Source organism: [Bacillus] caldolyticus, assembly GCF_003595605.1.
Classification (GTDB): Bacteria; Bacillota; Bacilli; order Bacillales; family Anoxybacillaceae; genus Geobacillus; species Geobacillus thermoleovorans.
Genome location: NZ_CP025074.1, coordinates 2,444,189 through 2,462,272, shown reverse-complemented (window position 1 = coordinate 2,462,272; position 18,084 = coordinate 2,444,189). Strand labels below are relative to the sequence as shown.

Annotated in this window: 18 protein-coding genes, 1 tRNA gene and 1 pseudogene; 2 read left to right on the top strand and 18 right to left on the bottom strand. The window is 55.7% G+C overall.

The annotated features are described in order from the left end of the window. Positions 1 to 38 precede the first annotated feature (38 nt). The 5 genes from CWI35_RS12710 to CWI35_RS12690 all read right to left on the bottom strand — a co-directional run bounded on the left by CWI35_RS12710 (position 39) and on the right by CWI35_RS12690 (position 3,781). A complete protein-coding gene (locus tag CWI35_RS12710; protein WP_011232529.1) occupies positions 39 to 1,058 on the bottom strand; it encodes a sugar-binding transcriptional regulator in 1,020 nt (339 codons plus the stop codon). 123 nt (positions 1,059 to 1,181) lie between these two features. Continuing rightward, positions 1,182 to 1,427 (bottom strand): glutaredoxin family protein, encoded by a 246-nt coding sequence (locus CWI35_RS12705; RefSeq protein ID WP_014196719.1) that lies wholly within the window; start codon positions 1,425 to 1,427, stop codon positions 1,182 to 1,184. Between the two features lie 50 nt (positions 1,428 to 1,477). Further along, on the bottom strand, positions 1,478 to 2,785 hold the full coding sequence (gene rpoN / locus CWI35_RS12700; protein WP_023633685.1) for an RNA polymerase factor sigma-54: 1,308 nt from the start codon (positions 2,783 to 2,785) through the stop codon (positions 1,478 to 1,480). Between the two features lie 519 nt (positions 2,786 to 3,304). Further along, positions 3,305 to 3,469 carry a hypothetical protein gene (locus CWI35_RS18305; protein ID WP_014196720.1) on the bottom strand — a complete coding sequence of 55 codons (165 nt, stop codon included), beginning with the start codon at positions 3,467 to 3,469 and terminating at the stop codon, positions 3,305 to 3,307. Between the two features lie 240 nt (positions 3,470 to 3,709). Next, positions 3,710 to 3,781, bottom strand: a tRNA-Arg gene (locus tag CWI35_RS12690). Between the two features lie 314 nt (positions 3,782 to 4,095). Here CWI35_RS12690 and clpP point away from each other — a divergent pair. Then, the gene (clpP, locus tag CWI35_RS12680; protein ID WP_011232532.1) at positions 4,096 to 4,686 is read left to right on the top strand and encodes an ATP-dependent Clp endopeptidase proteolytic subunit ClpP; all 591 of its coding nucleotides are present in this window, start codon (positions 4,096 to 4,098) and stop codon (positions 4,684 to 4,686) included. Positions 4,687 to 4,812: 126 nt separating this feature from the next. Here the strand turns inward: clpP and CWI35_RS12675 are convergent, their stop codons facing one another. The 7 genes and pseudogenes from CWI35_RS12675 to CWI35_RS12645 form a co-directional block, all read right to left on the bottom strand. Beyond that, positions 4,813 to 5,070 (bottom strand): HPr family phosphocarrier protein, encoded by a 258-nt coding sequence (locus tag CWI35_RS12675; RefSeq protein WP_011232533.1) that lies wholly within the window; start codon positions 5,068 to 5,070, stop codon positions 4,813 to 4,815. 14 nt (positions 5,071 to 5,084) lie between these two features. Next, on the bottom strand, positions 5,085 to 6,047 hold the full coding sequence (gene whiA / locus CWI35_RS12670) for a DNA-binding protein WhiA (RefSeq protein ID WP_011232534.1): 963 nt from the start codon (positions 6,045 to 6,047) through the stop codon (positions 5,085 to 5,087). A gap of 120 nt (positions 6,048 to 6,167) precedes the next feature. Continuing rightward, positions 6,168 to 7,121, bottom strand: coding sequence for a gluconeogenesis factor YvcK family protein (locus CWI35_RS12665; RefSeq protein WP_011232535.1), 954 nt, complete (start codon positions 7,119 to 7,121; stop codon positions 6,168 to 6,170). Continuing rightward, the gene (gene rapZ, locus CWI35_RS12660) at positions 7,118 to 8,014 is read right to left on the bottom strand and encodes an RNase adapter RapZ (RefSeq protein ID WP_011232536.1); all 897 of its coding nucleotides are present in this window, start codon (positions 8,012 to 8,014) and stop codon (positions 7,118 to 7,120) included. Before rapZ ends, CWI35_RS12665 begins: the two co-directional genes overlap by 4 nt. 18 nt (positions 8,015 to 8,032) lie before the next feature. Further along, on the bottom strand, positions 8,033 to 8,509 hold the full coding sequence (locus CWI35_RS12655) for an NUDIX hydrolase (RefSeq protein ID WP_014196721.1): 477 nt from the start codon (positions 8,507 to 8,509) through the stop codon (positions 8,033 to 8,035). A 337-nt stretch (positions 8,510 to 8,846) separates the two neighbouring features. Beyond that, complete coding sequence (gene trxB, locus CWI35_RS12650; protein WP_011232538.1) at positions 8,847 to 9,803, bottom strand: thioredoxin-disulfide reductase; 957 nt, start codon at positions 9,801 to 9,803, stop codon at positions 8,847 to 8,849. 75 nt (positions 9,804 to 9,878) lie between these two features. Continuing rightward, positions 9,879 to 11,351, bottom strand: a pseudogene (locus tag CWI35_RS12645) (tetratricopeptide repeat protein). A gap of 153 nt (positions 11,352 to 11,504) precedes the next feature. Between CWI35_RS12645 and CWI35_RS12640 the strand changes: the two are divergent. Next, positions 11,505 to 12,974, top strand: coding sequence for an IS5-like element ISGka1 family transposase (locus tag CWI35_RS12640; protein ID WP_119877832.1), 1,470 nt, complete (start codon positions 11,505 to 11,507; stop codon positions 12,972 to 12,974). A gap of 75 nt (positions 12,975 to 13,049) precedes the next feature. Here CWI35_RS12640 and hisIE read toward each other — a convergent pair whose 3' ends face one another. From hisIE to hisD, 6 genes are all read right to left on the bottom strand, one after another. Further along, entirely contained in the window at positions 13,050 to 13,697 is a 648-nt protein-coding gene (hisIE, locus tag CWI35_RS12635) for a bifunctional phosphoribosyl-AMP cyclohydrolase/phosphoribosyl-ATP diphosphatase HisIE (RefSeq protein ID WP_020279446.1), read from the bottom strand. After that, on the bottom strand, positions 13,694 to 14,452 hold the full coding sequence (gene hisF, locus CWI35_RS12630; RefSeq protein WP_011232541.1) for an imidazole glycerol phosphate synthase subunit HisF: 759 nt from the start codon (positions 14,450 to 14,452) through the stop codon (positions 13,694 to 13,696). The genes hisIE and hisF overlap by 4 nt, the downstream gene beginning before the upstream one ends. Then, on the bottom strand, positions 14,449 to 15,186 hold the full coding sequence (hisA, locus tag CWI35_RS12625) for a 1-(5-phosphoribosyl)-5-[(5-phosphoribosylamino)methylideneamino]imidazole-4-carboxamide isomerase (protein WP_020279445.1): 738 nt from the start codon (positions 15,184 to 15,186) through the stop codon (positions 14,449 to 14,451). Before hisA ends, hisF begins: the two co-directional genes overlap by 4 nt. Further along, entirely contained in the window at positions 15,186 to 15,827 is a 642-nt protein-coding gene (hisH, locus tag CWI35_RS12620; protein ID WP_014196729.1) for an imidazole glycerol phosphate synthase subunit HisH, read from the bottom strand. The genes hisA and hisH overlap by 1 nt, the downstream gene beginning before the upstream one ends. Positions 15,828 to 16,051: 224 nt before the next feature. Then, a complete protein-coding gene (gene hisB, locus CWI35_RS12615; protein WP_042381731.1) occupies positions 16,052 to 16,639 on the bottom strand; it encodes an imidazoleglycerol-phosphate dehydratase HisB in 588 nt (195 codons plus the stop codon). A 3-nt stretch (positions 16,640 to 16,642) separates the two neighbouring features. Further along, the gene (gene hisD, locus CWI35_RS12610; RefSeq protein ID WP_021321643.1) at positions 16,643 to 17,917 is read right to left on the bottom strand and encodes a histidinol dehydrogenase; all 1,275 of its coding nucleotides are present in this window, start codon (positions 17,915 to 17,917) and stop codon (positions 16,643 to 16,645) included. Positions 17,918 to 18,084: the final 167 nt, after the last annotated feature.

Below are 18,084 nucleotides of genomic sequence, written 5' to 3'. Positions count from 1 at the left end.
TTTTCCTCCTTGCGATTGGATTGTATCAGCAAGGGAGATTACTCCCCTACGAACGCTTTTGCGGCTCCTTCGTCCGTCACCAATAGCGAGTGCGGCGCCCGTTTCATGTACGCGCGAATGGCTTTCGCCTTCGACGCCCCTCCGGCGACGGCGATGACATGCTCGACATGCGGGAGGTGTTCAAGTTGAATGCCGACTGTTTTCACTTTATGGACGACGTCGCCGTACTCGTTGAAATAGTAGCCGAACGCCTCGGCGACCGCATGGCGGGCGATGATGTTCTCCATCTCTACAGGCGGCGTCTTCCGCCGCTTGGCCATCGTCACCGCTTCACCGATGCCATGGACGACCATGCGGCATGATTGGATGAGCTCAAGCACTTCTTTCACCGCCGGCTCTTCGACAAGCGACGCGTACGCTTCATCGCTCAGCTGGTCAGGCACGTGCAGCAACCGATAGCGGCCCATCGCTTTTTCCGCCATTTTCGCACAAATCGTGTTCGCCTGATTCTCGACATCTTCGCCAAGGCCGCCGCGCGCCGGCACGAACAACACATCGCGAAGCTTCGAATCCGGCGTCATCATCTCCGCGACCGCCGCCATCGTCGTTCCGCCGGCCACGGCGACGATGTCCCCGGGCTCAAGCAGCTCCTTCATGCAGGCGACACACGCTCTACCCATTTCTTTTTTTACCCAAGGGGAACGGTCGCTATCCCCGGCAACGACAATCACCCGCGGAATGCCGAGCTGTTCCTGCAGCGCGGCTTCCAGCTCTTTGAGTCCGAGCGCTTCCCGCATCAAATCATTGAGCGTATGAAGGAGCGCCTGGCCTTCCTCCGTCAACCGCATGCCCGACACATCGGCGGAAAGCAAGTTTTGTCCTTTCAAAAATTCTGTTTCCGACCGGAGCACCCGCTCACTCATGCCGAGGCTCGCCGCCAGCGCCCGCCGCCCGATCGGCGCCATAAGCGAAATGGAGTGCAAAATTTGATATCGTTTTTGCATAACGTCAAGCAAGTCAGGCAATAATTTTTTTTGTGCCTCCAATAACGGCTGCATGGATCCTTTCTCCTCGATTGAATATAGGGACATCTTATGTCCCGGTATGACATATTATGTCCCGCAGTGCCATAAAAAATTCCTCCCGCGCCATTTTCATTATAGCAGGAGGACGATAGCCGTTCAACTGTTTTGCGCCCGCCGCAACCGTTTTCTCACCGCTTCTTTTTCAATCGCTCCCCAGCCGATTTCTTCGCCATCCAATTCCACAACCGGGATCATCAGCTGATATTTTTCCAGCAGTTCATCATCTTTGTAAATATCAATTTCTTCCAGCGTAAACGAATAGTCCGCCCGCAGCTCCGTCAAAACGGCTTTCGCTTTGTCGCAGAGCGGGCAATTCGTTTTCGTATACAATCGGATATGCATTCATTTCTTCCTCTCTTTCTACAGCAGTTGCCGTTTCGATTGGCCGCCCGTTACGGCAGGCCGATATATTGCCTCCGCTTTGCCGAAGACGGGATGCGCAGCTGCTCGCGGTATTTGGCGACCGTGCGGCGCGAAATGGCGATGCCGTGCCGATCGCGAAGCAAATCAGCAAGCTGTTGGTCAGACAGCGGCGCCCGCCGATCTTCCTCGGAAATAAGGGCCTCAATGATCGCTTTCACGCGGGCGGACGATGCCGCTTCATCCCCTGCGGCCGTCGCGGCGTTTGAAAAGAAACGGCGCAGCTCCACGGTGCCAAACGGCGTTTGCACATATTTATGCCGGACCGCGCGGCTCACCGTCGATTCATGAACGCCGAGCTCCTCGGCCACCTCGCGCATCGTCATCGGCTTGAGCGCCGAAAGCCCAAACTCCAAACACGAGCGCTGGCGGTCGATGATGACGGCCGTCAAATGGAGAAGCGTCTGTTTCCGTTGCTCCAAACTTTTCGCGAGCCATGTAAACTGCCGATATTTTTCTTTGATAAACTGTTCGGCATGCCGGTCGCCAGATGCAGCGATGCGCCGCTCGTAATCCCGATTCCATCCGAGCTCCGGATGGATGTCATCATTATAGGCGGCCATCCAGTCCCCTTCCGCCCCGCGGACGACGATGACATCCGGCACGACCAAAGGCGGTGTTTCGCTCGAATAGTGAATGCCTGGCCGCGGCTCGAGTGTGCGAATGAGCTCGAAGACGCGTTGCAGTTCGCCAAGGCTGACGCCAAGCTGCTTGGCCAGCGTTTTCCACGACTTTTCCGCAAAGGGGACAAAATGGTAGCGGACGATCATCTCCGCCAGCTCGTCACGCTCAGGAAGACGTTCAAGTTGCAGCAAGAGGCATTCCGCCAAATCGCGGGCGCCGACTCCCGGCGGGTCGAGCGACTGCACAAGGCGCAGCCCCCGTTCCATCTCTTGTTCCGATGCGGAAAACCGCGCCGCCAGCTCGGCAAGCGGCACGCGCAAATAGCCATCCTCATCGAGCGAGGCAATGAGATAACGGACGATGCGCTCTTCCCGATCGGCCAGCTTCAACGCAGGCAGCTGAGAAAGCAAATGGCCAACAAGTGTCTCTGCGCGGGCGCCAATGTTCTCGAGCCATTGCTTTTGGTCTCTTTCTGTCCGGCTTGGCCGTTGCCGCACCCGGGTGCGGCGAATTTCCAAAAACGGGTTTTCCAGCGACTGTTCATATAAAAACGCTTCCAAATCCACTGCGGAATATTGCAACAGTTCAATCGCCTGCACAAGTTCCTTTGTCAGCGACAACTGCAGCCGCTGCTCTTGCCATAACTCCGCCCTCATCGTCACGCCTCCCTTTCTTTTATTGTACACAACGGGAGCGGGAGGGGGTAGGAGAAATTTTTGACGGCGGAAAGCGGCCTTGGCGACCGCCCGAACCGGCGCCTGTTCAGACGAAAAAACCCAATGCCCCGCCCGAGCCCTTGATTTGGGAACCCTCTCGAGGAAAGCGGCGCGTCCGCTGCTGATCTAAAAGAAAAACAGCCGCCTAGGCGGCTGTTTTGCCTCGGCAGGATTACAACCATATACCAAGTATATGTTTTTTAACCTAAGGGTCTTTATTCCTTCCCATTTCCTCCTCACCGCCCCGCGCACTCGTTTATACGTATCGCGCCGGACCCCATGATCTCCATCCAGTCGCCCCAGGTCATTCCGTCCTTTTTCTTCATGTGGTTTAGCTTTTGTTATCGTTCAATACCTCGTGCAACTTCTACACGTGTATCACCTCACCTACAGCGCCGCCCAATCGGGTGACGCAACGGAAGGAGGATTCGGTTTGCACCTTTCACTTATTAGTGGCATTTACACGACAAAAAACAAAAAACTGTAGTCTGGATGAAGAAAGAGCGCTTCCAGATACTCCGTGGCGCCATACGCTTTGTCTGCGGACAAGGTCCGAATCGTGATCGACGGTTGGCGAAACCGAATCGAAGCCAGCTGCTCCAAACTCGTTTCCTGTTCCGCCATATTGTCACTACTCTGCAAACGTACTCGCATATTTTAGATGAGATGGAACAAAAAGAATCCCGGCAGGTCGATCTCGCGATGGCGGAACTGGATCGTACCAAATAGCCGTGCAAAATTCGTACAAAATTTTTTCGGATTCTATCGGTTTTTTCGGGATTCCCAAAAAATGAAAAACGACCGCAAACGCGGTCGTATCAAGGGATTTGGGAATCTCAATCCGAACTTGTCGGATCGTTGGAACGCCCTCGGCAGGATTCGAACCCACGCTAAGAGAACCGGAATCTCTCGTGCTATCCACTACACTACGAGGGCATGGAAGTTCATGATTTCTCTATTTCGTTCCGTCGCATGTTCTATTATAGCAGGATCGTGCAAAAATGCAAGGGGAAAATGCAATAAAAAAACAGGAAAAATTAGGCCTTTGTTCCTTCCACATCAATGCCACCGCCACAGGCAACTGGTTAAAAAAATAAAAAAGCGGTTATGATGAAAAGAGGGATGTTCCCGCTAGCCGCGAATATGTTATAAAGAATGGGGAAGGTCGTTTTGTTTGACCTTCATTGACCATTCGTGTATGATGAAGGCGTACATATTGATCCATTAGGATGGAAAAGGAGGCGTTTTTGATGTATTTGATTCCGACTGTCATCGAACAGACGAACCGCGGGGAGCGGGCGTACGACATTTATTCGCGCTTATTGAAAGACCGAATCGTGTTCCTTGGCAGCCCGATCGACGACCAAGTGGCCAACTCGATCGTGTCGCAGCTGTTGTTTTTGGCGGCGGAAGACCCGGACAAAGATATTTCCTTGTACATCAACAGCCCGGGCGGCTCGATCACAGCTGGCCTGGCGATTTACGACACGATGCAGTTCATCAAACCGGACGTATCGACAATTTGCATCGGCATGGCCGCTTCCATGGGGGCGTTTTTGCTTGCCGCCGGTGCGAAAGGGAAACGGTTCGCCTTGCCAAACAGTGAAATCATGATCCACCAACCGCTCGGCGGCGCCCAAGGGCAAGCGACGGAAATCGAAATCGCAGCGAAGCGCATTTTGTTCTTGCGCGACAAATTGAACCGCATTTTATCGGAAAACACCGGCCAGCCGATCGAAGTGATCGAGCGCGATACGGACCGCGACAACTTTATGACCGCGCAAAAAGCAATGGAATACGGCATCATTGACCGCGTGCTGACGCGCGCTGATGAAAAATAAGGCATGCACACGTTGGCAGAACCGCTATAGAGCTGCGCCTGCACCGACATTGACGAAAAAAGGCTGCTTCCGACAAAAACGGAGCAGCCTTTTCCATTCCTTTCCCCGCCAGCCCCACACGCTGCTTTACTTTTCCTTTTGCACATAGGCGGCGAGCTTTTCGATCGCTTCTTGCTCATCCGGACCGTCGGCAATGAGCGTGATCACCGCTCCATGGCCGATGGCGAGGCTCATCAAGCCCATAATGCTTTTCGCGTTGACCCGTTTTCCGTCTTTTTCCAAAAACACATCAGCGGAAAAACGGTTCGCTTCTTGGACGAACAACGCCGCCGGGCGCGCCTGCAGCCCGGTTTTTAATTTCACTTCCACTTGTTTTTCCACCATTCTCCATCTCCCCTTTACAGCGATTTATGGAAATCGACCGGCTTTCCAGCCCGCAGCCGCTCCGCGATCTCATCAATTTTGCGCAGCCGGTGGTTGATGCCGGATTTGCTGATTTTTCCACCGGCAACCATCTCCCCGAGCTCTTTCAGCGTCACGTCTTGATGCTCGATGCGAAGTTTCGCGATTTCCCGCAGCTTGGCCGGCAGTGAATCAAGGCCGATCGTCTCGTCGATGTAGCGGATGTTCTCCACCTGGCGAAGCGCAGCGCCGATCGTTTTGTTCAAATTGGCGGTTTCGCAATTGACAAGCCGGTTGACCGAGTTGCGCATATCGCGGACGATGCGAATGTCCTCAAAGCGGAGCAGCGCTTGATGGGCGCCGATGATGTTCAAAAACTCGGCGATTTTTTCCGCCTCTTTTAAATACGTAATAAACCCCTTTTTCCGTTCCAACGTTTTCGCATTTAAAAAAAAGTGGCTGTTCATCAATTCGCATAACGCCCGGTTATGCTCCTCATACAGCGAAAAAATCTCCAAATGGTAGGACGACGTCTCCGGGTTGTTGACCGAACCGCCGGCCAAAAACGCGCCGCGCAAATACGAGCGCTTGCAGCATTTTTTCTTGACGAGCTCCGGGGAAATGTCATGGATGAGCGAAAAATCGCCGTTGACAATGTGAAGTTCACGAAGCAAAGAAGCCGCACCGTCAGTCACGCGGACGATGTAGACGTTGTTTTTTTTCAAGCGCATTTTCTTGCGGACAAACAGCTCGACGGCGACATCGTAGCCCTTTTTCAATAACGTATAAATGCGCCGAGCGATCGCCGCATTTTCCGTCTGGACATCGATGGCCATTCGCCCGCCGGAAAACGACAGTGAACCGTTCATGCGCAAAAGCGCCGACAGCTCCGCGCGCAAGCAGCAAGGCTTCACCTCTAAATGGGTCAATTCCTTTTTCGTTTCCGATGCAAAAGACACGATCGCTCCACCTCCATTCGTTCCCCGCATCCGGCCGGTTGGAGGTGCCTGACTTTCGGCGCGGCCATCGGGAGCATCACCGCCCATAATGGCGCTTTGCGGCCTACTCGGGTCCCGCCTTTAACGGTGAGGGAGAAGCCCGAGAAGAAGGGCGGCGACTTTCGCCGTATTATGGCGAATGACCCCATCCTCGTACGTGACAATATCGTCGCGGATGACTTGCAACGAAAGCCCGCTGCTGTCGTCACGCACCGGCTCGGCCCGCTCCGCCTCGTAGCGGCGGCGGATCGCTTCCGGGATCGCTCCGCTGTTGATGATCACCGCGTCCAAAAACGGGCCGCCAAGATGAGCATGAAGCGCCTCCACATGGTCGCTCACCGTATAGTGCGGCGTCTCGCCGGCCTGAGTCATAATGTTGCATATATATACTTTTTTCGCCTTCGCCTTGCATACTTCCTGCCCGATTTTCGGCACGAGCAAATTCGGCAAGATGCTTGTGTATAGGCTGCCCGGCCCGATGACAATCAAATCGGCGCGGCGGATGGCATCAACCGTCTCCGGCAGCGGCTCAATGTCTTCCGGCGTTAAAAACACCCTCTTAATTTTTTTTCCCGCACTCGGGATTTTTGACTCGCCAGAGATGATGGAACCGTCTTCCATCTCCGCGTGCAAAACGACGCTTTTGTTCGCTGCCGGCAGCACCTGGCCGCGCACGTTCAACACTTTGCTCATCTCACGGATTGCTTTCACAAAGTCGCCGGTGATCGATGTGAGCGCCGCCAAAATCAAATTGCCGAGCGAATGGCCGGATAAGCCGTTGCCGTTTTGAAAACGGTGCTGGAACAGCTCGACAATGAGCGGTTCGACGTCAGACAGCGCGGCCAATACGTTGCGGACATCCCCGGGCGGCGGAATGTGCAGCTCATCGCGCAGCCGCCCGGAACTCCCTCCATCATCGGCGACCGTGACAATGGCGGTCAAATCCAATTCATGCTGCTTCAGCCCCCTCAGCAGGACGGGAAGCCCGGTGCCGCCGCCGATGACGACCAGTTTCGCTGCTCGTTCGTTTCTCATCGGTGTATGTCCTTTCTCCTCTCCATGTCCCGGTGCGAGACAACCGTTTTATAATCATCTGAAAAATGGCGGGCGATATATTCTGCGAGCGCCACCGAACGGTGCTGCCCGCCCGTGCAGCCGATGGCGATCACCAGCTGGCTTTTTCCTTCGCGCTGGTAATACGGCAGCATAAACGACAACAAGTCAATGAGCTTTTCCAAAAACTTTTGCGTTTCCCCCCACTTGAGCACGTAGGACGATACGTCGTCATCCAACCCGGTTTTCGGACGCATATGTTCAATGTAATGCGGGTTCGGCAAAAAGCGGACGTCAAACACCAAATCTGCATCAATTGGAATGCCGTACTTAAACCCAAACGACATGACGTTGATGGTAAACCCGGATTGAGCGTGCGATGAGAACTGGCGGATGATTTTCTCCCGCAGCTCGCGCGGCTTGAGCCCCGTCGTATCGTAAATGATCTGCGCCCGCCCTTTCAGTTCTTCGAGCAGCTTCCGCTCCAAACGGATTCCTTCAAGCGGGGGCTCGTTCGGCGCAAGCGGATGCGTCCGCCGCGTTTCTTTGTAGCGGGCCACCAACGTCGAATCTTGGGCGTCCAAGAACAACACCTGTGGGATGACCCACGCTTGCTCAGCCAGCTCATCGAGCGCAGCGAACAAATGATCGAAAAAGTCGCGGCTGCGCAAATCCATGACAAGGGCGACTTTGTTCATTTTATTCCCGGATTCTTTGACGAGCTCCAAAAATTTCGGCAGCAGCGTCGGCGGCAAGTTGTCAATACAAAAAAAGCCGAGGTCTTCGAAGCTTTGAATCGCCACCGTCTTTCCCGCGCCGGACATACCGGTGATGATGACGAGCTGAATCGGCTGCAGCGCCCCGTTTTGTCCCATCTCCGCCCCTCCTCTCCATCAGCTCGGATCGAGCCGATATGAAAGCAGCTCGAATTCCTCTGTATAGACAAACACCCCGTACATGACCCCTTTGCCTTTCAAGGCGTAATCCAAAATATGATAGTCTCCAGGGGCCATCGGCAGCGTCGAAAGCGTCTCCACCTGATGCCAAGCAAGCGTCCCTTCTTCGGAAGACGGCACGTTTTCACCAATGAAGTCGTCGGCGAAAAACGTAAACATCATCCACTCCGACACCGTTTCATTCCCATTTTTCATCACGATCGTAAAGACGCCTTTCAGCTCTGGATTTTTCAAATAAATGCCCGTCTCTTCCCGGTATTCACGAATGCATGCTTCACGCACCGTCTCGCCGGGCTCCATTTTCCCGCCCGGAGCGACCCACCAGCCGCGCCTCGGCTTTTGCAAAAGCAGCACTTGGCCGTCTTTATATAATACGCAGTTTGTCACCCGTTGCAATTCGTTCACCCCAACCATCCGCAAACACGCACATAATCATCTTTATTTTACCATAAATAGTTAGGCCGCTCCACCTTCAAACCGCTGGAAACCGTCCGCTTCCCGTCTGCAAAAACCTCGGGGGCCCAACATTCCGCTTCCAGCCGAAAGACGCCATCCCCCGCCGTTTCGAGCGGGGCGGCAGGATGCAAGCGCGCAGGCAAAGAAAAAAAAGACGCGGACAAACGCCCGCGCCAAAAAGGATCTATATAAAAGGGGGTCAATTACTTACTTATAGCATACGACAAATGTGTTGCGCCCGTGTTACATCTGGGTTAAATAACCATTACGATTTGATTGCGATTTGGTTACCGGATCAGCTGACCCCTTGCTTATTGAGCTTTTCTTTCAGTTCCTCAACGTAATGCTGGGCGCTTTGCGCGGCGATGCTGCCGTCGCCGGTAGCCGTCACGATTTGCCGGAGCGTTTTTTCCCGCACATCACCGGCGGCGAAAATGCCCGGCACTTTCGTCTCCATCTTTTCGTTCGTGACGATATAGCCGTTTTCATTCGTGATGCCAAGATTGGCAAACGGCTTCGAGAGCGGCACCATCCCGATGTAAATGAAAACGCCGTCGCACGGAAATTCGCGCTCCTCGCCCGTTTGCGTATGCACAAGCGTCACGCTGCCGACTTTTCCGTCCTTTTCGTTGATTTGTTTCACCGTATGGTTCCAGATGAAATCAATTTTTTCATTGGCGAACGCCCGGTCTTGCAAAATTTTTTGCGCCCGCAGCTTGTCGCGGCGGTGAACGATCGTCACTTTATTGGCAAACCGCGTCAAATAGACGCCCTCTTCGACCGCCGAGTCGCCCCCGCCCACGACGACCAAATCTTTCCCTTTGAAAAACGCCCCGTCGCACACCGCACAGTACGAAACGCCGCGGCCGCCGAGCTCCGCTTCACCCGGTACGCCGAGTTTTTTATATTCCGCTCCGGTGGCGATGATGACCGCGCGGGCCTTGTACTCTTTATCGCCGACGATGACCGTTTTGTACGCCTCGCCGTCGATGATTTCTTTCACATCGCCGTATGCGTACTCCGCGCCGAATTTTTTCGCATGCTCAAACATTTTCGCCGCCAATTCCGGGCCTAAAATCGTTTCAAAGCCAGGATAGTTCTCGACTTCCTCAGTGTTGACCATCTGCCCGCCCGGAACGCCGCGCTCGATCATCAGCGTCGACAAATTGGCGCGCGATGTATAGACAGCCGCCGTCAGCCCAGCCGGCCCGGCTCCGGCAATAATGACATCGTAAATTTTTTCGTCTGCCACACCGTCCACTCCCTCGCTTGAGAATCATTCCATTTTCATCGTATAGAAGTCGATTCGCCCTGTCTATTGATTTGCTCATGTATAGAGCCGGCGCGCTTTTTGCACGTATTTTTGCACCGTCGACGCCGAAACGCCGTATTTGGCCGCCATCTCTCTTTGCGTCACACGCTCTCCTTGCTGTCGGCGCCACATGTATTCGATCGCCGCCGCCCACGCGGCTCCGTTCGCAAATGGCTCGCGATCAGCCGACGGATGGACGGCCATCGCGAAGGCGAAGCGGCAGAGCGCTTCCTTTTCCTCATTATGCGCCGAAAGCGCATCGACCATGCGGCCGATGTTCGCCGCCCAAGCGGACGGGCCGTCGGTTAAGCCGAACAAAAAGCAGTCGATAAACGGGCGCAGACGGGGATCAGACGGCAAGAGGCGGCATACCGCAAGCGACATCGATGGCTCTTTCGCCTGCGGCGAGCGGCTGAACAAGTACAATCCGTACAGACGGTCGGCCAGCTCGTCGCCCTCCAGCCAAGCCATCAAGCGGATAAGCGCCTCATCCACCGGCGCTGAAACGGCCCACGGCTCCTCACCCCGTTTTTCGGGATGGAGGGTGGCAAGCACCTCCCACATTTGCCGAGCGAGCGGCTCATGGCCAGTATAGTAGGCAGCGCAAGCGAGCCAATAATAAAATGGCCCATCACCGCCAAAGCCTTGTTTATACAAACGGTGCAGCCAACGGAACGCCAAATCGAACCGCCCAACAAGCGCGAATGTCGCCCCGAGCTTGTATTGATGCTCGCGAAAAAACGGATACAAACCGGCCAGCGTCTCGCAAAGCGCGGCCGCCTGTTCTTCCTCACGCAAGTAATAGGCGAAGACAAGCGCGTTGCAAAGCGCATGCAAATTGCCGGGATCGCGTTTGAGCACTTCACGCACTTTCTATTTCGCTTTGTCGACATCGCCGCTGTAAAAATAAGCAAGCGCCAAATTGTTATGCGCCGACCAAACGTCCGGATAGCGCACGACGAGCGCTTCAAGCGCTTCAATCGCTTCCGCAAACCGCTCCTCCTCAAGCAAACGGCGGGCCCGATCCTCCAGCACCATCAGCTGCTCCTCTTCTTCCGTCCATTCCGAGCCATCGAGCCGAAGCAGCTCAAGCAAGTCAGCAGCATCGTCGGCAAACTCTCCGGCCGGCTCATGCGCCAAATAACGTTCCGCGTATTGCCTTGCTTCACGAAACAAGCCGAGGCAGGCGAAATTGTTCGCCAAAAAATACAAACAGTCGTACATCGTTTCGTCCAAATCATGGATAATTTTGAACAGCCATTGATTGGAAAATTGATATTCACCAAGCTCCGACAGCACAAGGGCAAGCTGCAAGGCGAATGAGGCGTCGCGCTCATCCAAACGGACGGCGCGCTCAAAATATTTCCTCGCCTTTTCCAAATCGCCTCGGTCGTATGCTTTCATTCCTTTTTTAAAAAAGTAATCTCCGCTTTGGATGAACGGTACAATCGTCGCTTTTCGTGATGATCGCTTCAGTTGTTTTCCCATTCTGTCCTCCGTCGTCCGTAAAATTCGTCGAACAACAGTATACCATATCGGCGGCGAAAACAAGCAAGAAACTTTAGAAGGCCGGTGAAAAAAGTACACCCTGAGGCAGGGATTTAGGGGGCTTATGTCGAAAAAGGAAGAAAAATCGTTGGAATGGAGCGTGAGCGGATCATGAAAGCCCCCAAAAACCCTTCGACTCAGCCTCGTCTGTTTCAAGTCATCGACATGGAAGAACTGGTTCCTCCACATCATATCTTGCGCCAAATCAACGAAGCGGTTGACTTTTCCGTCATTCACGATTGGGTGGCTCCCCTGTACACGGAAAAAACGGGTCGCCCGGCGGCGGATCCGGAACGGCTGCTTCGCCTAATGCTGCTCTCGTATTTGTTCGACCACTCTGAGCGGGAGTTGTATGAGATCCTCCCCATGCATGCCGGATACTTGTGGTTTTGCGGTCTCGACTTTGAATCCGTGCTCCATCCGGATCCTCATCACCCCACACTGCCGGATCGAACGACGCTCGTCAAAACACGGAAACGCTGGCGCCAACATGGAATCTTTGACCGGCTGATGACCTATGTGGTGGATCAATGCATCGCGGCGGGGTTGGTCTCGCCGGATGTCCATGCGGCGGCTGACGGCACCCAAGTGCGGGCGAATGCCTCGATCCACAGCTTGCGGGAGGTCAAGCTCGCTCCGGTGGAGACGTTGGAAGACTATCTGGCCCGCACTGCCCGGGAAGATGAACAGACCGAGGCCCGGGATCCGGATGACGACCCACCCTCTCCGTCTCCAAAATCAGGGGAACGCGTCCATGCCGAAGAACGGGGAAACTTCCGTGGAGCCACGTTTTCCAACCGGACCCATCGAAGCGTGACGGATCCGGATGCCCGGTTGTACAAGAAAGGCAAAGGGCAGGAAGCGTATCCTCGGTATCTGGTGCACGACGTCATCGATGTCCAGTCGCGCGTGATTTTATCCAGACGGGCCAGCCTCGCCACTGGAACGGCGGAACGGGAGACGAGTTTGGAGCAGCTGGCCTCGATTCGGTTTCGCCATCCGTCGATCACGATTCGGACCTTGTCCGCGGACAAAGCGTATGGCACCACCGAGTATCTGGAAGCGATCTTCATTCAAGGCATCACACCGCTCGTGTCGCTGCGCCGCAAGGAGATGGAGGAGATTCCAACCTGGAAGCGCCGGGCGAAGGATCCCGCTCAGGAAGCAAAGCGCCAGGCGAAAGTCCGAGACGTTCAGATTCGCAATCAAGCGAGGCTCATTCAGCAACAGGGCGGCTATCGATCCATTCAAGCCCTTCGCACGCGTTGTGAGCATGTGTTCGCCGAAGGGAAGGAATGTCACGGGCTGGACCGGGCCCGAAGCCGGGGCCTTTACGCCATGGAAGAACAGGCGCTGTTGACCGCCGTCGTGCAAAATCTGAAGCGATTGTGCCGGTTTCGAAAAAAACGAGGGGGGACCGGCTCTTTGGCGTGCGCAAAACCGGAATTGGGAGCAGGAAGTCCTGCTCGTCTTCCCATCCTTTGGCGCCAAACGGCGGGGAGAATGGCCTCCAAAATTCGACATGTGGGAAGTCTATGCCCCATTAATTCACCGGCCTTTTAGGAATGCGGTTTTTCCGTGCAAAAAAGGAACGCCGGCGCGATGGCAGACGTTCCTTTTTCTCACCTAACCATCTTGTTATTTTTTGTCGCTCGCTTCCACCTTTTGCGCGTGCCGCTCGGCAAGCGTCGCAAGCACCGCGTCAAGCGGCAGCTTTTGTTCGCGCAACAGCACAAGCAAATGGTACAACAAGTCGGCCGCTTCCCATTTCAATTCGTCATGGCTCCGGTTTTTCGCCGCGATGATGACTTCCGCCGCTTCTTCGCCGACTTTCTTCAAAATTTTATCGACGCCTTTTTCAAACAAGTACGTCGTGTACGACCCTTCCGGCCGTTCGGCGTCGCGCTGGGCGATGATCTGTTCCAACTCGTTCAAAATGGCAAACCGGTCGGCCGCCGGCGTGCGCGCCGCGCCGTCCAGCGAGCGGGAAAAACAGGAATACGACCCGGTATGGCAAGCCGGGCCGGCCGGCTCGACGAGAACGAGCAGGGCGTCGGCGTCGCAGTCGTAGCGGATGTCGACAACGCGCTGCTCGTTTCCAGATGTCGCCCCTTTATGCCATAGTTCTTGGCGCGAGCGGCTGTAAAACCATGTTTCTCCGGTCTCCAGCGTTTTTTTAAGCGACTCTTTGTTCATATAGGCAAGCGTGAGCACTTCCTTGCTTTGCGCATCTTGGACGATGGCAGGTACAAGCCCTTTTTCATCAAAGCGAATGTCCGCCGTCATCGCACGTTCACCCCTTTTTCTTTCAAGTACGCTTTCACTTGTCCGACTGACGTTTCTTTGTAATGGAAAATCGATGCCGCGAGCGCCGCGTCTGCTTTCCCTTTTTCGAACGCTTCGAGGAAATGCTCCGCCTTGCCGGCGCCGCCCGAGGCGATGACCGGAACCGGGACCGCTTCGCTCACCCGCCGCGTCAACTCAATATCAAAACCGTTTTTGCCGCCGTCCGCGTCCATGCTCGTCAGCAAAATCTCCCCGGCGCCAAGACGGACCGCTTCCTGCGCCCAAGCGACGACTTCCCAGTTCGTGGCGTTGCGGCCGCCGTGCGTATAGACGCGCCATGAACCAAGCGTTTCATCGTATTTCGCGTCAATGGCGACGACGATGCATTGCGAGCCGAAAAAGTCCGCCCCTTCGGTGATCAAGGTCGGATGGAGCACCGCGGCGGTGTTGAGCGACACTTTGTCGGCCCCGGCGCGAAGCATCCGCTTCATATCCTCAAGCGAGTGGATGCCGCCGCCGACCGTAAACGGAATCGCTAGCTGGGCGGCGACGCGCTCGACGACATCGACCATCGTTTTCCGCCCTTCATGGGAAGCGGAAATGTCCAAAAACACGAGCTCGTCCGCCCCTTGCTCATCGTACGCCTTCGCGAGCTCCACCGGATCGCCGGCATCGCGCAGCTGGACAAATTGCACTCCTTTGACGACGCGCCCGTCTTTCACATCGAGGCACGGGATGATGCGCTTCGTGATCATCGCTCGTTCACCGCCTTGAGCGCTTCCGCGAGCGTAAACTGATTCGTATAAAGCGCCTTGCCGACGATCGCGCCGCCGATGCCTTGTCCAGCATATTGGCAGAGCGCGCGCAAATCGTCAAGCGAGCTGACGCCGCCAGAAGCGATCACTTCTTTTCCCGTCGCCTCGGCCAACCGGACCGCGGCGGCGATGTTCGGGCCCGACAGCGTGCCATCGGTCGCAATATCGGTGAAAATAAACGTCTCCGCCCCCGCCTCAGCGAGCATCCGCCCGAGCTCTTCCGCCTTGACGTTCGACGTCGCAAGCCACCCTTCCGTCGCCACGAAGCCGTCGCGGGCGTCAATGCCAATCACGATGCGGCGGCCGTATTTTTGGAGCATCTTTTTCACAAACGGCGGGTCGGAAATGGCCGAACTTCCTAAAATGACGCGGGCGACCCCATTTTCTAAATAATGCACGATATCCTCTTCCGTCCGGATGCCGCCGCCCACTTGCACATGGACGGAAAGACGACGGGCCGCTTCAATGACAAACCGGTCGTTGACGCGGCGCCCTTCTTTCGCTCCGTCCAAATCGACCATATGAATCCACTCCGCCCCTTGAGCGGCGAATTGCTCGGCCATCGCGACCGGCGAATCGCCGTACACCGTTTCTTTGTTGTAATCGCCTTGCAGCAGGCGGACGCACTTGCCGCCGCGCATATCGATCGCCGGATAAATCGTAAACGCCGCCATCAGCCGTTCCCCCTTCCCGTGGCGATGCCGACATAATTGTTCAAGATGCTCATGCCGACCGCACCGCTTTTTTCCGGATGAAACTGTGTGCCAAACACACAGCCGCGCCCGACGACCGCCGGAACATCAACGTCATATTCACTGCTCGCGAGCACGACGTCCTCATCCCCTGGAATGACATAATACGAATGGACAAAATAGACATGCCCTTCCTCGACGCCACGAAGGAGCGGCGACGGACGATGAAAGCGGAGCCGGTTCCAGCCCATGTGCGGCACTTTGTATGGCTCGCCGGTTTTCGTGACGCCCGGAAAGCGGACGACGCGGCCGCGAAGCAAGCCAAGCCCTTTTGTCGGCCCGTTTTCTTCGCTTTCGTCAAACAACAGCTGCATCCCTAAACAAATGCCGAGCAGCGGCGTGCCGTTTTCAACCGCCGAACGGATGAAAGCAGCTAGGCCTGTCTCATTTAAAATGTGCATCGCATCGCGAAACGAGCCGACACCGGGCAAAATCAGCCCGCGCGCCTGCTCGAGCTCCTCTTTGTCGCCGCTTAGGACATACGGACAGCCGAGCCGCTCGAGCGCTTTGCTGACGCTGTATAAGTTGCCCATGCCATAGTCGATGATCCCGATCATCGTCATCCCATTCCTTTCTTCGCTGATCCATGCCCATCCCCTTGTTCAATGAACAACGGTATGGCGGCATGCTTTTTTACGGCGCTCCTTCCATGTGCAGACTCTCCTTGGCATCCGGTCGCCTTTCCTGCATCCATGGAGCTTTTCCCGCAGGAAGCGCTGCCTCGATCCGACCGCCTTTCCTGCGCCTGCGGAACTCTTTCCCCACGGGGGGCGCCCCACTCCATCGGCTACAGCATCCCTTTTGTCGACGGAACGCCTTTGACGCGCGGGTCGATCATCGTTGCTTCATCGAGCGCCCGCCCGAGCGCCTTAAACACCGCTTCGATCATATGGTGCGTATTGCGCCCGTAATGGACGATGACATGCAAGTTCATCCGCGCTTCAAGCGCCAGTTTCCATAAAAACTCATGCACGAGTTCGACATCAAACGCGCCGACTTTCGCTGCCGGAAACTCGCCGCGAAACTCAAAATGCGGGCGATTGCTCAAGTCGATCACAACTTGCGCCAAGGCGTCATCCATCGGCACAAACGCGTTGCCGTACCGCTTGATTCCTTTTTTGTCGCCGAGCGCTTCCTTGATCGCCTGCCCGAGGCAAATGCCGATGTCTTCCGTCGTATGGTGGTCGTCAATATGCGTGTCGCCTTTGGCCTCAATGTGCAAATCGAACTGGCCGTGCTTGGCGAACAAATCGAGCATATGGGTTAAAAACGGCACGCCCGTTTCCAGTTCCGCCTTCCCTTCGCCATCCAACGAAAACGATAACTGAATGCTCGTCTCGTTCGTCGTTCTTGCGATCATCGCTTCCCTTGCCATCATTCATTCCCCTTTCTCGAGCCGCACCTCAATGGCGCGCGCGTGCGCCTCCAGCCCCTCGAGGCGGGCAAAGGCGGCGATTTTGTCGCCATGTTGTTTCAATGCGGTTTCACTGTAAACAATCACGCTTGATTTTTTCACAAACTCGTCAACGCTCAAGCCGCTTGAGAATCTGGCCGTGCCGTTGGTTGGCAGCACGTGGTTCGGCCCGGCGAAATAGTCGCCGACCGGCTCGGAGCTGAAGCGGCCGAAAAACATCGCTCCCGCATGGCGGAGCCGGCCGAAAAGCGCGAGCGGTTCTGCCGTCATCACTTCCAAATGCTCCGGCGCCAGTTCGTTCACGACATCCACCGCTTCCTCAAGCGTCTCGGTGACGTAAATGGCGCCGTAGTTCTCGAGCGCCGCTTGGGCAATGTCGCGGCGCGGCAGCGTTTCCAGCTGCCGTTCGACTTCGCTCGCCACCGCCAGCGCCAATTTCATCGACGGCGTCACCAAAATGGCCGACGCCCGCACGTCATGCTCGGCTTGCGACAACAAATCCGCCGCAATCTCATCCGGTCGGGCCGTTTCATCCGCCAGCACGACAATTTCGCTCGGCCCCGCGATCATGTCGATCGCCACATGCCCGAACACTTCCCGCTTCGCCAATGCCACATAAATATTACCCGGCCCGAAAATTTTGTCAACCGGCCGGATCGTTTCCGTCCCATAAGCAAGCGCGGCGATCGCCTGCGCGCCGCCGACTTTGTAAATTTCCGTCACGCCGAGTTCATAGGCGGCGGCCAGCACCCCAGCCGGGAGCGTGCCGTCTTTGTTTGGCGGCGAGGTGATGACAATCCGTTTCACCCCCGCCACTTGTGCGGGAATAACGTTCATCAGCACAGACGACGGATAAGCGGCCGTCCCGCCTGGCACGTACAACCCGACCGCATCGAGCGGCGTCACCTTTTGTCCGAGAATTGTGCCGTCTTCTTTCGTCATCCACCATGATTCGCGCTTTTGCCGTTTGTGGTAGTCGCGAATGTTGGCCGCCGCTTGGCGAATGATCTCCAGCATCTCCGCGTCCATCGCCGCATGCGCGCGCTTCATTTCCTCTTCCGTCACCTTGAGCGAATCCAGCTTGACGCCGTCAAACCGTTCCGTATATTCTTTCAGCGCCGCATCGCCACGCACCCGCACCGCGGCGATGATATCCAGCACCGCGCGCCGCTGCTCCTCCGTTCCGCTTTCAATCGTGCGCCGCAGCGAAACGCCGCCTCGGATCCGTTCGATTTTCATCGTTCGCTCCCCTTTCTGTGACGTCCATCGGTTTTCGTCCATTGGCAATCTGTATCGATGCAATTTGAAGCTTTACCATTTGCAGCTTTTACCGAGTATTTGATCGACTGTCGGGCGACCGAACAACGCCGCTTAAAGACCCATATATGGGTCTGTGAAGCAGGCGG

Coding starts and splice junctions, on each gene's coding strand:
- CWI35_RS12710 (WP_011232529.1), bottom strand. CDS start 1,058: ATGCAGCCGTTATTGGAGGCACAAAAAAAATTATTGCCTGACTTGCTT.
- CWI35_RS12705 (WP_014196719.1), bottom strand. CDS start 1,427: ATGCATATCCGATTGTATACGAAAACGAATTGCCCGCTCTGCGACAAA.
- rpoN (WP_023633685.1), bottom strand. CDS start 2,785: ATGAGGGCGGAGTTATGGCAAGAGCAGCGGCTGCAGTTGTCGCTGACA.
- CWI35_RS18305 (WP_014196720.1), bottom strand. CDS start 3,469: ATGGCGGAACAGGAAACGAGTTTGGAGCAGCTGGCTTCGATTCGGTTT.
- clpP (WP_011232532.1), top strand. CDS start 4,096: ATGTATTTGATTCCGACTGTCATCGAACAGACGAACCGCGGGGAGCGG.
- CWI35_RS12675 (WP_011232533.1), bottom strand. CDS start 5,070: ATGGTGGAAAAACAAGTGGAAGTGAAATTAAAAACCGGGCTGCAGGCG.
- CWI35_RS12665 (WP_011232535.1), bottom strand. CDS start 7,121: ATGAGAAACGAACGAGCAGCGAAACTGGTCGTCATCGGCGGCGGCACC.
- rapZ (WP_011232536.1), bottom strand. CDS start 8,014: ATGGGACAAAACGGGGCGCTGCAGCCGATTCAGCTCGTCATCATCACC.
- CWI35_RS12655 (WP_014196721.1), bottom strand. CDS start 8,509: ATGGTTGGGGTGAACGAATTGCAACGGGTGACAAACTGCGTATTATAT.
- CWI35_RS12640 (WP_119877832.1), top strand. CDS start 11,505: ATGGAGCGTGAGCGGATCATGAAAGCCCCCAAAAACCCTTCGACTCAG.
- hisIE (WP_020279446.1), bottom strand. CDS start 13,697: ATGACGGCGGACATTCGCTTTGATGAAAAAGGGCTTGTACCTGCCATC.
- hisF (WP_011232541.1), bottom strand. CDS start 14,452: ATGATCACGAAGCGCATCATCCCGTGCCTCGATGTGAAAGACGGGCGC.
- hisA (WP_020279445.1), bottom strand. CDS start 15,186: ATGGCGGCGTTTACGATTTATCCGGCGATCGATATGCGCGGCGGCAAG.
- hisH (WP_014196729.1), bottom strand. CDS start 15,827: ATGACGATGATCGGGATCATCGACTATGGCATGGGCAACTTATACAGC.
- hisB (WP_042381731.1), bottom strand. CDS start 16,639: ATGGCAAGGGAAGCGATGATCGCAAGAACGACGAACGAGACGAGCATT.
- hisD (WP_021321643.1), bottom strand. CDS start 17,917: ATGAAAATCGAACGGATCCGAGGCGGCGTTTCGCTGCGGCGCACGATT.